Origin of the sequence: Adlercreutzia sp. ZJ154 (assembly GCF_011039055.1) — a bacterium.
Taxonomy (GTDB): domain Bacteria; phylum Actinomycetota; class Coriobacteriia; order Coriobacteriales; family Eggerthellaceae; genus Adlercreutzia_A.
This window is the reverse complement of the sequence record NZ_JAAKEF010000001.1, coordinates 16642-31296: the sequence shown is the minus strand read 5'-3', so window position 1 is coordinate 31296 and position 14655 is coordinate 16642. Positions and strand designations below refer to the sequence as shown.

The following is a 14655-nucleotide window of genomic DNA, read 5'->3' as shown; positions in this document are numbered from 1 at the left end:
CTTATTTCGATTTCGCCATGACCGAAAAATCAGCCACACCAGCAAAAACGCCAGTAAATTTATTGAGCAATTTTATACGGTTTTCGCGCAGCTCAATATTTTCATCCATAACCATGGTTTTATCAAAGAAATTGTCTATAGGACCACGCAGATGCGCTAGCTGAGTAAGTGCCGTATTATAATCGCCACTTTCAAGCGACTTATCGACTGCAGCTTGAGTATCTGCAATAGATTGCGCCAGTGCACTTTCCGATTCACTGAACAACGCGGAGTTGTAATCAACCCCAAGCGCAGAGTCGCGCAAGTTATTCGCTCTGGCATAAGCGGTTGCTAAATCGTCGAATGTATCAGGCGCTTCATCGCGCGCCGCTTCTAGAGCACGCACGCGCTCTATTAGCAGCACCGGCTCTACTATGCCAACAGCCCCAACCGCTTCAACCGCATCCGCTGAACTACCAGAATCGCGCAGTAAAACGCGAGTACGAGTTAGGAAGAAGTCTTCTACGGCGCTTTTAACATCGGCAACGTTGAAGCTAAGACCAGATTCTTCATATATACGAAGTGAATCCTGTATAGCTTTGGAAAGAGAGATGTCTACACCTGACTGCATTATTGCAATAATGCCCAGTGCCGCTCTGCGCAGCGCAAACGGATCAGATGAGCCGGTAGGTGCCTGATCAACCGCAAAAAGACCGCAAATTGTATCTAGCTTGTCAGCCATCGCAACAATGCGCCCCACAATATCGCTAGGAACATCATCACCTGAGAAGCGAGGCATATAGTGTTCAGCTATGGCACGCGCCACTCGCTCTGTTTCGCCCGACGCTTGGGCATAATATGAACCCATTATGCCTTGGACACTAGTAAATTCCACAACCGCATTAGTAACCAAGTCTGCTTTTGCCAACATTGCCGCACGCTCAACATCTACACACTCCGCATCGTCTAGCGAAGCGTCGGCTGCTAAGCATTTCGCAAGCTGTACCACTCGCTCTGTCTTCTGGCGCATAGTTCCCAGCTGCTCTTGGAATACAACTTCATCTAAGCGGTCAACATAACTAGAAAGAGGCTGCTTCAAATCTTCCTCGTAGAAGAATTTTGCGTCGTATAGCCTTGCTGCGACCACACGCTCATTGCCATCAATAATAGTGGCTTCGCATTCTGGATTACCATTGCTAACAACAATAAAGCTATTTGATAGTTTGCCTTTAGCATCATAGAGCGGGAAATAACGCTGATGCATAAGCATTGCATCTACAATAATCTCTTCGGGCACCTGTAAAAATTCTTCATCAAAAGTGCCAACCATAACCGTGGGATACTCCGAAAGATTTATGACCTCAGTTAAGGTTTTTTGCGGAAGTTCAGCGTTGCATCCAGTTTGCGCTTCTGCCTTCTTGACACCTTCACGAATTACTTGTTCGCGCTCATCTTGACTGGGAACCACATTCGCCTTACGCACAACCTCTAGCAACTCATCTGCAGAAGATACCTCGTGTGGTCCCGGGCTTAAAAACCTATGTCCATAAGTAAATCGCCCAGAAGAAACATTAGCAAAACTTACCGGCACAACATCGCTACCAAGAAGCGCACACAGCCAACGCACAGGGCGGCTAAAAAGCGCCCGCATATTTCCCCAGCGCATAGACTTAGGCCAGTATATTGACTGAATTACCCCACCTAAAACGTCGGGTAGCAAATCTACAACATTCATTGCAGGAGTTTCTACAGTGGCAAATACGTATTCCACGCCGCCCTCTTCTTTGCGCACAAGCGCTGATGGCTCTAGACCCTTGCCGCGCGCAAACCCGATTGCGGCTTTTGTAGGCTGACCGCCCTCGTCAAAGGCAATTTCTGTCTTAGGTCCGCGAAATTCTTCCACTGTGCGCTGTGTCTGCAATGCAACATCATCCACAATTGTAATAAGCCTGCGCGGGCTAGAGAAAATTTTTACCTCGCCATGCGGAATTCTCTTAGCATCAAGCGCGTCTGGCATAATTTTTGCTAACTGAACCGTAGCTGCTTTTAAGTCAAACGCAGGAATTTCCTCGGTGCCTATCTCGAAAGCAAGTGTGCGTGTGTCCGCCATGTTTATTCACCTTCCTTCGAGGAAGCCTTGTCCTTAACCCCTACAACGTTTTCCATATACGATTCGCAACATGCCTTCGCTAAGGTACGCACGCGCAAAATGTATGCCATGCGCTCAGTTGCCGAAATTACCCCGCGTGCATCTAATAGATTAAAGGTGTGGCAGCATTTCAATACTGAATCGTAAGCCGGAAGCGGCAATTTTGCCTCTAGAGTGCGCATACACTCCGCCTCACGATCGGCAAATTCCTTAAAAAGAAATTCCGTATCGGCTACTTCAAAATTGTATTTTGAATATTCGCGTTCATTTTCAAGATACACATCGCCATATGTAAAAGTAATGCCATCGCTTCCACGCGACCAAACTATATCGTAGACAGAATCGACACCCTGAACAAACATTGTCAGTCTCTCAAGACCATAAGCAATTTCAGCTGGCACAGGATCGCATTCAAAACCGCCTACTTGCTGGAAATATGTGAACTGAGTAACTTCCATGCCATCAATCCACACTTCCCATCCAAGACCCCACGCACCAAGAGTTGGAGACTCCCAGTCGTCTTCCACAAAACGCACATCATGCGCTGAAACGTCTATCCCGATAGCCTCAAGCGAACCGAGATAGAGGTCTTGAATATTGTCAGGAGATGGCTTGATAAGTACTTGGAACTGATAGTAAAACTGAAGGCGATTCGGATTTTCGCCATATCTACCATCAGTTGGACGGCGACAACCCTGAACATATGCGGTACGCCAAGTTTGCGGACCTAACGCACGCAATGTAGTAGCCGGCGCGTTCGTGCCAGCCCCTACCTCGTTATCGTAAGGTTGCAGCACTACACAACCCTGATCTGCCCAATAGCGCTGTAAATTCATTATTACATCTTGAAAGGTTGGTGCATTCGGATTTGCCGCACCTCTTGCCTCAGACTTCATATCCACATCCCCAATAGTTTTATCACATCATGCGCCGTGATCGCGCGTACTATTCAAGCAGCCCAAAACTGCTTATAGGCCAGTATTTTAGAACAGCTTTCCCAGTTATCGTATCAACAGGGATAGAGCCAAAATATCTGGAATCCTGCGAATTGGTTCTATTATCCCCCATAACCCACACTTCACCTGCCGGAACGGTGTAAGGATATGTTATTGAAACGCCATAAGCCGTAGTAAGCGGATAAGATGGCAACCCATTTGTATAGGGTTCGTCTAGTTTTACACCATCTACATATACGCTTCCATCTTTAAGACTTACCTTCTGCCCCTCGGTGGCAACAATGCGTTTTATAAGTGTTCGCGACGGAATTTCGGGATCGGCAAATGTAACTATATCGCCACGTTTTGGTTCGCTTACGTAATAGCTTATCTTTTCGGAGAATACCATGTCGCCAGTCATAATGGTTTCTTCCATCGAACCAGAAGGTATCTCGTATGCTTGGAAGACGAATGTACGCAAACCCCAAGAAAGTGCAACAATAAGCACTACCATTCCTAAAATGGAAAGAAGGGTGTACCCTATATTCTTTTTTTTCGGCTCTGCATGTTCGCCTGTATACATCCTAAAATACTCTTCCTTTTCGCCTGCGTACACCCAAAACACTCTTCCTGATATACGAATAGCCCTGACCCGATAAGCTCAATTCACACAAGCGTTCATAATAACGCTAAAAAGCTAACTTACGGCTCTGCGCTTAAAGATTTCAAATATAAGATATCGTTAGAAGATAAATCGCCGCAATCGTAGGCTTGCTGGATAAGATCGGGACGCAACTCTGCTGTACGCTTAAGGCTCATTTGCCGCCGCCATGTCTCTATATTGGCATGATGCCCTGAAAGCAAAACTGCCGGTACTTCCATTCCGCGAAAATCTGCCGGGCGCGTGTACTGTGGATACTCAAGTAAACCATGAGCAAACGATTCGTCATCGGCACCATTTTCTGCACCAAGTACTCCCGGCAATTTACGAACAACAGCATCTATAATAACCATCGAAGCCAACTCGCCACTTGTTAGCACATAGTCGCCAAGTGACACCATATCAGTTGCAAGGGTATAAACACGCTCGTCCATCCCCTCGTAGTGGCCGCATACAAACAAAAGCCTGCTGCTTTGCGCCAATTCGCATGCATATGAATCATCGAAAGTACGACCCGACGGTGTCAGAAAAATTACCCTAGCGGAATTGCCATCTAATCTTTGCTGACCGCCCTCAGAAGCGCCACCAAACCCCAGAATATCTTCAACAGCTTCAAATACAGGTTCGCATTTCATAACTAAACCAGCACCACCACCATATGGATAATCGTCAGTTGTGCGATGCCTATCATATGTCCAATCGCGAAGATCAAATGCTTCAAACGAAATAATGCCGTTTTCTTGAGCGCGTTTCATCATAGATTCGCCCATAACAGAATCGTACATATGCGGAAAAGTTGAAAGTGTCTGAATAATCACAGTTACACCTCCAATATTCCAGCTGGAAGATTCATCTTAATTCGCTTATTGGCATCATCTATGGATATAAGAAGTTCATCTACAAGTGGAATGAGTTTTTCTTCCCCACTTGATAGCTTTAATGTAAGTGTAAGCTGGGTTGGATGCTCAACACAATCGCAAATGGTTCCAACCACATTGCCCAATTCGTCTTCTAACGACCAGCCACTAAAACCATCATACATAAGGGCCATGCCAAGTTCTTCATTTAGGCTTTCTGCCGTATTCTTGGCAACTTGCAAAGACACAAGACAATGACATCCAACAAGAGCGTCCAAGTTAGAATCGTTTGGTAAATCAAAATGAACAGTTGCGCAATCAGTATCTAAACCAGAAACCTCACGAACTTTTGCATTTCTGGGAGCATCAATTTGCGGCGGCACAAAATGTATCCGCATATCCGGCTGCAAAAGAAAAGGCAGACCCGTTGCCGCTTTAACAACGAACCCGCCTTTTGATTTCTTCAGTTTTACTATGGTGGCAATATCGAGCCACTCGCTCACTAGTCGATCAACTCCACATCTACCATATAGTCACTACGAGATGCAGCTGCCCGAGTGAGCGTGCGGATAGCCTTTATGATGCGACCCTGACGCCCTATAACTTTTCCAGCATCATCGGGATTAACGCGTATCTCGATAAGAATCGACTGATCTTCAACTGTTGAGGTAATCTCTAGTTCTTCAGGATTCTCAACAATAGGCGCTACAACAGTCTCAACCAGACCGACCAGATTCTGCTCTATCTCTGGCATGTTAAGCTTCCTCGCGAACCTGCTTCAGAAGGCGCTCAACAGTATCAGTTGGGCATGCACCCTGAGAAATCCATTTATCGACTTTCTCCATGTCGAATTCAATCTTCTTAGGGTTGCTGCAAGGATTGTATCTACCAACCTCATCGACAAACTTACCGTCGCGCGGACAACGCGAATCAGCTACAACAATTCGATAGTATGGCCTTTTCTTTGCGCCATGACGCGCAAGGCGAATCTTTACCATGAAGCGAAAACCTTTCTTCTGTCTTAATAAGCAAAAAATCAGCAATTGCTAATGTTATGTCTTACGGGCATTTTCTGCAAGGTACATCCGTGGAAAATTCTACAAATACGTTATTTAATCCAAGTAAACATACCGCGAATCTTCTCGCCAGTCTTTTCTATCTCGTGATCGTTAATAGCCTCTCGCTGCTCGATAAGCCATTTATGACCGTTCTTGCAATCATTAACAAACTCCTCGGCAAAGCTGCCATCTTGAATTCTGCCTAGAATCTCTTTCATGGCGGCACGGCTTTGCTCGTTTATAACCTTTGGACCGGCATAGTATTCGCCATATTCAGCAGTATTCGAAATGGAGTAATTCATAAAGTGAATGCCGCTCTCATACATTAAGTCAACTATCATCTTCATTTCGTGATAGCACTCAAAATATGCAAGTTCAGGCGGATATCCAGCCTCTACCAGCGTCTCGAAACCAGCCTTAACAAGCTCTACTACACCACCGCAAAGAACAGCCTGTTCACCGAACAAATCTTCTTCAGTTTCCTGCTTAAACGTTGCCTTAATAACGCCAGAGCGCGCACCGCCTACACCCCATGCGTAAGACAGAGCAATATCCCAAGCGTTGCCCGTGGCATCTTGCTGCACACAGATCAGATCGGGCACACCAGACCCTTCGGTATATTGACGGCGAACAATGTGTCCCGGACCTTTCGGAGCACACATTATCACGTTTACATCCTCGGGCGGCGTTATGTAGCCATAGTGAATATTGAAACCATGTGCAAACGCAAGAGTATCTCCCGCCTTCAGATGCGGAGCAATATGCTCTTCATAAACCTGTGGCTGCAGTTCGTCGGGAACCAGCATCATGATAAGATCTGCTTCCTCGGCAGCGGTGTCCATATCAACCACTTTCAAACCCGCTTCTTCAGCAGCCTGAATGCTCTTAGAGCCTTCGCGCAGACCCACCCGAACATCGCAGCCAGAATCCTTTAGGTTCAGAGCATGAGCATGCCCCTGACTGCCATAGCCTATAACAGCTATCTTCTTCCCTTGGATGATTGACGGATCGCAATCCTGCTCGTAATAAATTGTGACAGCCATTGCTTCTTACTCCTTGTCTACTAGGCTGATTATTCCTTTGTGTTGCGCGACATTGCAATTTTGCCGGTTCTAACTATTTCTTTCAGACCGTATGCACGAAGCAAATCTTCAAGACCCTTTAGCTTCTCGGCATCGCCTGTCGCTTCTATAGTAAGAGAATTCTTACCAACATCAACTATCTTTGCTCGGAATACATTGGCAATTTCTATTATCTCTCCGCGGCGCTCTGGCGCAGCATTCACTTTTATAAGCACCAATTCTCGCTCTATTGCGCCTTCGTCGGTTAGGTCGGTAATCTTATGAACACTAATAAGTTTGTGAAGCTGCTTTGTAATTTGCTCATAAGCTACATCATCGGCGTTTACTATAGCTGTTACGCGCGACATTGTGGGGTCTTCCGTAGGTCCAACGGAAAGAGATTCAATATTGAATCCGCGACGAGATATAAGACCTGTTACACGCGATAGCACACCCGGCAGATTCTCCACTAAAACAGAAAGGACATGCTTCATTATTCCACACCCCTTTCTTTTTCAAATTCCTCTACTTGCATTCGTTCCTTTTTATCTTCAGGATCGCTTTCCCAGCGCCCACCGAACTGCGCATCTATTACAGCGCAGGGCGATTTCGGTGCCACACTTTCGGGCATGTCGGTTCGCACGGCACCCACCGCAACATCTATAGCACCCATAACATCATCTAGTGCCGCACCGGGAGCCACCATCGGATACACATTCTGTTCAGGCGATATTTTCACATCTAACAAATAAGGTCCCTCAGATGCAAGCATTCGCGCCAATGCTTCGCTTACCTGTGCTGGCGATTCTATACGCTCACCTTTCCAATTGTACGCATCAGCTAACTTCACAAAATCAGGATTGGGTTCAAGAAGTGTCTGCGAATAGCGCTCGCCATAGAAAAGTTTTTGCCACTGATGAACCATACCCAATGCGCGGTTGTCCATAATAAGCACCTTCACAGGTACATTATTTATTGCGGCGGTAGCCATTTCTTGCGAATTCATCTGAAAAGAACCGTCTCCCGCAATGCAAACAACCTGCTTGTTAGGACAAGCTATGGCAGCCCCAATAGATGCCGGGAAACCAAAGCCCATAGTTCCTAAACCGCCACTAGACAAAAATGTGCGGGGTAGTTCTCTGTCAACAAACTGGTGCGCCCACATCTGGTGCTGCCCCACTTCTGTTACCACAATAGAAGATGTGGGGTCTAGCTGGTCGGACAATTCTTTCATCACAAGTTCGGGAATAATTTCGCCTTTATCGTCACCCACATTCGGATGATAGAACGGATAGCGCTCGCGCCACTCGCTTATAAGAGCAAGCCAATCTGATGTATCGGGTTTCGCATCGTCTTTCTTTAGCTGTTCAACCATGCCAGCCAAAACGCCCTTCAAATCGCCCACAATAGGAACATCAGCTTCGCGCACCTTTCCTATTTCGGCAGGGTCTATATCGATATGAACGACTTTAGCGTGTGGCGCAAATTCCGATAATCTGCCCGTTACCCTGTCTGAAAAACGCGCACCTGCAGCTATTATCAAATCGCTTTCAGTCATAGCTAAGTTTGAATATTTTGCACCGTGCATACCAACCGCACCCAGACTTAGTTTATGCGATGCCGGAAATGCCCCCTTGCCCATAAGCGTACATACAACCGGTATCTGCATCATATCCGCAAGTTCTATAAGCTCGTCTGTAGCATCGGATGTAACAACACCACCACCAACATATAGAATGGGCTGCTTAGACTGCTCTATTAACTTACATGCGGCGCGTATTTGTTTTGCATTTCCTCTGTATGTGGGTTTATACGATGCTATGTTTACCTCGTCTGGATATTCAAACACCATAGTGCTGCCAGCTAAATCGCTGGGTATGTCTATCAGAACAGGACCGGGACGCCCGGTAGATGCAATATGAAATGCCTCGCGGAAAGTCTTTGTTAGCTCGTCGGTAGATTGCAAAAGAAATGAATGTTTAACCACCGGCATAGTTATACCAACAATGTCAGATTCCTGAAATGAATCTGTACCTATAACTGGTCGCGGAACCTGACCAGTTATAACAACCATAGGAATAGAATCCATATACGCAGTAGCTATACCTGTTACCGTATTTGTAGCACCGGGACCACTGGTAACTATGACAACTCCGGGCTTTCCGGTAGCTCTAGCATAACCATCAGCCATATGGACGGCACCTTGCTCATGGCGCGCAAGTACATGGTTTATCTGCTTAGAGTCGTAAAGCGCATCGTATATCTTGATAGCTTGCCCACCGGGATAACCAAATACGGTGTCTACTCCCTCCGCCTCAAGCGACGCTATTATCGCCTCGGCACCAAGCATCTTCTTCCCCTGTTTGGCGGTTTTAGACCCCATGCCTTTAGGCGCACCAACACTAGCAGCACTTCGCCGCTGTGCTTTCAAAACGGAATTCTCTTTCGTAGTTTTATCGCTCATTGCACATACGCTCCTTCGTCTGCAGAAGAAACTAAACGCGCATACTTAGACAGCACACCGTGGTCGTGCTTTGGCGCAGGTGCCACCCATGCCGCCCGCCTACGCTCCATCTCGTCGTCCGAAATATTCAAGTTAAGCTTTCCGCCATCTATATCTACTGTAATAGAATCGCCTTCTTCTATAAGAGCTATAGGACCACCAGCTGCCGCCTCTGGACTAACATGCCCTACTGCCGGACCTTTTGTCGCGCCAGAAAAACGCCCATCGGTTAAAAGTGCAACGCTTTTTGACAGGTCCATTCCTACAATAGAAGACGTTGGAGTTAACATTTCGCGCATTCCGGGTCCGCCTTTTGGTCCCTCATAGCGAATAACTACAACATCGCCCGGGTTAATTCCGCCTGCGTTTATTACCTCACACGCTTCTTCTTCGCTTTCAAATACACGGGCAGGACCGGTGTGACACATCATGGAAGCATCTACTGCCGACTTTTTCACAATTGAGCCGTTTGGCGCAAGATTGCCATGCAAAACTCGCAAAGCACCCTGCGGGCTAAATGGGTTGTCGTGTTTGCGGCAAACGTCCCCATCGGCTGGTTTAGTGCAGTTTTCTATATATTCATCCATAGAGCCCATGCATGTTATAGCGTTCATATCCAAAAGACCAAGTTGTGCTAGTTCGTGCATAACTACAGGCACACCGCCCACTTCATACAAATCAGATAGCGGTCTAGGTCCACTCGGCTGCAGCTTAACCAAATGCGGAGTACGCGCACTAGCTGCATCCCAATCATCCATAGTAATCGGATGACCCGCAGCCCGCGCTATGGCTGTAAGATGCAGTACGGTATTAGTGGAACCACCAAACGCCATATCGCATTCCATTGCGTTATGAATGGCTGCTTCGCTAACAATGTCGCCTATCTTCACATTCTGCTCTACCAGCTCCATAATTTTCATTCCTGCGTCTTTAGCTAATCGTATACGCTCGGAATATACAGCTGGAATAGTACCGTTACCGGGAAGCGCAACACCTAACGCTTCGCAAAGACAATTCATCGAATTTGCTGTAAACAACCCTGAACAGCTTCCGCAAGTAGGACAGGCAGTGTTCTCGTAATAAGCCAGTTCTTCCTCGGTCATATTGCCGCTCATAACCGATGCTGCGCCATCGAAAAGCGTATTCAAATCGGTTGTAGGACCGCATCCTCCGGGCTGGCACCCAGCCAACATGGGACCGCCAGACACAAACACGGTAGGAATATTTACCCGCAGCGCACCGATTAGCATACCCGGCACTATCTTGTCGCAATTAGGAATGCATACGATGCCATCAAATGCATGACCCTGTACTGCGCATTCCAGCGAATCGGCTATAACCTCGCGTGACACTAAAGAATAGTGCATGCCGTCATGGTTCATAGCTATACCATCGCACACACCTATTGTTGATATTTCAAACGGCACGCCACCTGCCATGCGAATGCCAGCGCACACAGCCTCTGCTATTTTATCCAGATTGGTATGCCCGGGTATTATGTCGTTTCTAGAATTAAGTACCGCAATGAAAGGGCGCTCCATTTCCGCATCGGTTATCCCATCAGCCTTTAACAAACTGCGATGCGGTGCCCTAGCTATTCCTTGTTTAATTTGATCGCTTCTTAGTGCCATGCCGCTCCTTTCTAAAACAAAAAACTCGACCAAAGCCGAGCCGAGACGTAATATCGAAAGGCGCGCCGCAAACAGGCGATCCACTCGACGGTAACGGTGTCACCGGTTCGGCTTTACTTGTCAACCATACCTAGACGGTAAGTCTTACAGATACAATTGCGTTCATGCTGAACTGCTCCGAGGGGGCATTCAGAGCGCGCATCCACCTGCTCTCAGCAACCGCAGGCTCTCTGTGGGATGCGTTGACCCTTACTATCCTCTTCAACGCATTTATCTATGAACTTGATTGCAGTATACGCTTTAGTTTGGCTTATGCAAGAAAATTAATGACCATTGGCAGCATAACCTTCTTCTATTATCCCCTGCTCTACTAAGTCATAACTAATTTTGAGATATTCATCCACAGAACCTTGGATGTAATCTAAATGCCGTTGCTCAACATGACCAACCACGCGCCCGGGAGTTCCCATAACAAGCGACCCATCAGGTATATCTGATGTACCAGTGACCACAGCACCGGCAGCTATCAAACAATCGCGCCCAATATGTGCGCCATCTAGCACGATGGCTCCCATACCAATTAAAGTGTGGTCTTCTATTACACAGCCGTGCACAATAGCTCCATGTCCTATTGCTACATCGTCTCCTATTATGGTTTCGCCACCCACCGGAAGATGCACACAAACAAGATCTTGCAAATTCGTCCTTTTACCTATGCGAATACGTCCGCCGCAATCGCCACGAACAACAGCGCCAAACAGCACACAGGCATCTTCATCTATTTCCACATTGCCTAAAACCGTTGCATTACGAGCAATCTTTGCGCTAGGGTGAATTTTCATACAGTCGTAATTCATATGCCCTCCATCTTATATGCGCTGCAGTAGTGTTTGTATAAATAAACAGAAATCAGCTTCGCGATGCTTTGCAATTTCCAGCACTTCTTCATCTGTAGGGTTTGCACCCTCTATCCCACATGCCATATTAGTACACATAGACATACCAAACACTCGCATCCCTATATGACGGGCTGCAATTACCTCTTCGCATACCGACATAGCCACCGTATCGGCACCCCATGTGCGAAACGCACGTATTTCGGCAGCTGTTTCAAAACTGGGACCTAACAACCCCAGATAAACACCTTCATGCACCGGTATTCCCAATTCGGACGCTACACTAAGACCAAGCTTTCGAAGTTTTAGGTCGTATGCCTCATACATACTAAAGAATCTACTTGCTATGTTATTCGGGCTGGCTCCTGCTACAGGATTTCTACCGGTGAAGTTGATATGGTCTTTCATAATGCAAAAATCGCCGACTTCATAGCTTTCATTTATAGCGCCGGCTGCATTTGTTGTTATTAGCGTTTGGGCACCAATAGCCCCCATTAACCATATGGGATACGCAACTTCTTGCGCAGTATTACCCTCGTATCCGTGCAGCCTGCCCTGCATACATATCACACGTTTGCCACCCAATATACCGGCTACAAATCTGCCGACATGACTTGTAGCGGTAGATGTTTTCATATGGGGCACATCTGCAAAAGGAATAAAAATTGCATCTTCTATACGCTGCGCCAATGGACCCAAACCCGATCCAAGAACAACGGCTATTTCAGGAGAATAATCTCCCAACTTATCGCGCAACACACTTTCAGATTCCCGCAATTTTTCTACAAGATTCTTACCATCTGGCACTTTTATTACCTTTCTTCAAGACGCGCAACAATCACTCGAGGTTTACCTGCAAGATCGTTTACAATTCGCACTCCGTTAAATCCGCTATTGCGGGCAAAATCCGCCGCAGAATCTAGGCATGTTTCGTGCAGCTCTACAGCCAGCACACCGCCTATTTTCAAAGCAGATCTTGCCCAACAAACAATGCGCCTATAAATACTTAACCCGTCTTCTCCCCCATCTAATGCCAACGCTGGTTCAAAAGCACTAACTTCAGAAGGCAAATGCTGCATAACAGCACTGGGCACATATGGCGGATTTGAAACTACAGCATCAAACGTGCCCAACAATTCACTATCTATGCCGCTGCCTAAATCGCATTGCAAAACCTGAACCCTGCCGGAAAGACCCAAGCGTTGTACATTTTCTTCAGCCAGATCTGTTGCATGCTGCGATATGTCGGTAGCAACAACCCTTATGGCGGAATGCTCATAGGCAAGCGAACATGCCACACATCCAGAACCCGTACATAAATCGGCTACATATATGGAACTAGATGCCTCTATCGATTGCTCAGATGCCTCCTCATCTAAAGCCACCTCTGGCATGTTTTCACCGGGCAAACTGTCTATATAATCCTTCGCTCTTGGTCGCGAAGGTGGTGGCAGTTCAGATAAAACCTCGCTTACCAAAACTTCAGTCTCGGGTCTGGGAATTAACACGCCTTTGCGCACTTTTATATCTATATGACGAAACCCAACTTCGCCTATTATGTATTGCAAAGGTTCGCCCGCCGCGCGCCTCTGCACAGCCTCGCGCAACACGTTGCGCTCTTCCATAGACAGAGGTTTGTCGAAATTTGCATATACCTCTATACGAGATAAACCGGTAGCAAACGACATAAGTTTTTCAGACGACAACCGCGCATTCGCATCTTGCTTGCGCTCCAAATAACCAATTGTCCAATCCAGAGCGCTTTTGATTGTCCATACATCGCCGAAAGCCACTAAACAGCAGCTTCCAACTTTTGCGCCCTATCAGCAGCTTGAAGCGCAGTTATAACATCTATTAAATTGTCGCCCATTAGCACGCCATTGTAGCTAGAATTAAATCCTATTCTGTGGTCGGTCACGCGATCTTGCGGTCCATTGTAAGTGCGAATCTTCTCAGCTCTATCGCCCGTACCAATCTGCGCTAGTCTTTTAGCACCTTCCGCAGCCTGCTGCTCAGCCAACATTTTCTCGTATAGACGCGCACGCAAAACACTCATAGCCGCTATTTTGTTTTGAAGCTGCGACTTCTGATCTTGCGACTGCACAACAAGACCTGTTGGCAAGTGAGTAATACGAACTGCCGAATCGGTTGTGTTTACGCATTGACCACCCGGACCACCCGCACGGAATACATCTATGCGCAGATCGCCCTCGTTGATTTCAACCTCTACCTCATCTGCTTCAGGCAAAACTGCCACAGTAGCAGTAGATGTATGAATGCGACCTTGGCTTTCTGTTTTTGGAACACGCTGAACTCTATGCACGCCGCTTTCAAATTTCATAAGCGAATAGACATGATCGCCTTTCACTTTGAACTGAATTTCTTTATACCCGCCTGCCTCGGAAGGAGATATGTCTAACGTTTCAGTCTTCCAGCCCCTAGAACTGGTGAAACGCTCGTACATTTTATAAAGATCGCCCGCAAATATCGCAGCTTCATCACCACCAGCAGCAGCGCGTATCTCTACAATGATGTCTTTTTCATCAGCCGGATCTGCCGGTATTAACATGAACTTTATATCTTCTTCAAGTTGTGGCAATTTTGCTTCTATGCCGGCTATTTCCTCCTGAGCAAATTCTTTCATATCCGGATCTGCCAGCATTTCTTTTGCCGCTTCCAGATCGTCTATTGCACCCACATACTCTGCTGCCGCCTTTGCCAGTGGACCCTGATTTGCATATTCCTTAGCTAGCCTGTTGTATTCTTTCTGGTCAGCCAAAACTGCAGGGTCGCCCATCTTAGCCTGCAATTCAGAATAGGCTTCCATGAATTTCTCTAGTTTTTCGCGCATATTAACATCTTGCATCTTAGATTCCTTTTGACCGTGAAAAATGCGCACCTCAAGTGCGCATTTATGTTTCACGT

The 14655-nt window shown here is 46.8% G+C and carries 15 protein-coding genes; all 15 read right to left on the bottom strand.

What is annotated here, in order from left to right; genetic code table 11:
* Nucleotide 1: 1 nt before the first annotated feature.
* A complete protein-coding gene (gene glyS / locus G7Y37_RS00150; protein WP_165059990.1) occupies nucleotides 2-2089 on the bottom strand; it encodes a glycine--tRNA ligase subunit beta in 2088 nt (695 codons plus the stop codon).
* Nucleotides 2090-2091: 2 nt separating this feature from the next.
* Nucleotides 2092-3024 (bottom strand): glycine--tRNA ligase subunit alpha, encoded by a 933-nt coding sequence (locus tag G7Y37_RS00145; RefSeq protein WP_165059988.1) that lies wholly within the window; start codon nucleotides 3022-3024, stop codon nucleotides 2092-2094.
* 49 nt (nucleotides 3025-3073) lie between these two features.
* Nucleotides 3074-3646 carry a signal peptidase I gene (gene lepB, locus G7Y37_RS00140; protein WP_165059985.1) on the bottom strand — a complete coding sequence of 191 codons (573 nt, stop codon included), beginning with the start codon at nucleotides 3644-3646 and terminating at the stop codon, nucleotides 3074-3076.
* Nucleotides 3647-3765: 119 nt separating this feature from the next.
* On the bottom strand, nucleotides 3766-4542 hold the full coding sequence (gene trmD, locus G7Y37_RS00135) for a tRNA (guanosine(37)-N1)-methyltransferase TrmD (RefSeq protein WP_165059982.1): 777 nt from the start codon (nucleotides 4540-4542) through the stop codon (nucleotides 3766-3768).
* 2 nt (nucleotides 4543-4544) lie between these two features.
* Nucleotides 4545-5084: a hypothetical protein gene (locus G7Y37_RS00130; protein WP_165059979.1), complete on the bottom strand. Its 540-nt coding sequence runs from the start codon at nucleotides 5082-5084 to the stop codon at nucleotides 4545-4547.
* A complete protein-coding gene (locus G7Y37_RS00125; protein ID WP_165059976.1) occupies nucleotides 5084-5335 on the bottom strand; it encodes a KH domain-containing protein in 252 nt (83 codons plus the stop codon). Before G7Y37_RS00125 ends, G7Y37_RS00130 begins: the two co-directional genes overlap by 1 nt.
* Before the next feature lies 1 nt (nucleotide 5336).
* Entirely contained in the window at nucleotides 5337-5579 is a 243-nt protein-coding gene (rpsP, locus tag G7Y37_RS00120; protein WP_165059973.1) for a 30S ribosomal protein S16, read from the bottom strand.
* Between the two features lie 110 nt (nucleotides 5580-5689).
* Nucleotides 5690-6682: a ketol-acid reductoisomerase gene (gene ilvC / locus G7Y37_RS00115; RefSeq protein WP_165059970.1), complete on the bottom strand. Its 993-nt coding sequence runs from the start codon at nucleotides 6680-6682 to the stop codon at nucleotides 5690-5692.
* 29 nt (nucleotides 6683-6711) lie between these two features.
* Nucleotides 6712-7194, bottom strand: coding sequence for an acetolactate synthase small subunit (gene ilvN / locus G7Y37_RS00110; protein ID WP_165059967.1), 483 nt, complete (start codon nucleotides 7192-7194; stop codon nucleotides 6712-6714).
* On the bottom strand, nucleotides 7194-9164 hold the full coding sequence (gene ilvB, locus G7Y37_RS00105) for a biosynthetic-type acetolactate synthase large subunit (protein ID WP_165059964.1): 1971 nt from the start codon (nucleotides 9162-9164) through the stop codon (nucleotides 7194-7196). The genes ilvN and ilvB overlap by 1 nt, the downstream gene beginning before the upstream one ends.
* Nucleotides 9161-10834, bottom strand: a complete 1674-nt coding sequence (ilvD, locus tag G7Y37_RS00100) for a dihydroxy-acid dehydratase (protein WP_165059961.1) — start codon at nucleotides 10832-10834, stop codon at nucleotides 9161-9163. Before ilvD ends, ilvB begins: the two co-directional genes overlap by 4 nt.
* A 323-nt stretch (nucleotides 10835-11157) precedes the next feature.
* Entirely contained in the window at nucleotides 11158-11691 is a 534-nt protein-coding gene (locus G7Y37_RS00095; protein ID WP_165060437.1) for a gamma carbonic anhydrase family protein, read from the bottom strand.
* 12 nt (nucleotides 11692-11703) lie between these two features.
* Nucleotides 11704-12537, bottom strand: a complete 834-nt coding sequence (locus G7Y37_RS00090) for a purine-nucleoside phosphorylase (protein WP_165059958.1) — start codon at nucleotides 12535-12537, stop codon at nucleotides 11704-11706.
* Between the two features lie 5 nt (nucleotides 12538-12542).
* The gene (locus G7Y37_RS00085; protein WP_165059955.1) at nucleotides 12543-13523 is read right to left on the bottom strand and encodes a HemK/PrmC family methyltransferase; all 981 of its coding nucleotides are present in this window, start codon (nucleotides 13521-13523) and stop codon (nucleotides 12543-12545) included.
* Nucleotides 13523-14596 (bottom strand): peptide chain release factor 1, encoded by a 1074-nt coding sequence (gene prfA, locus G7Y37_RS00080; RefSeq protein WP_241155925.1) that lies wholly within the window; start codon nucleotides 14594-14596, stop codon nucleotides 13523-13525. The genes G7Y37_RS00085 and prfA overlap by 1 nt, the downstream gene beginning before the upstream one ends.
* Nucleotides 14597-14655 lie beyond the last annotated feature (59 nt).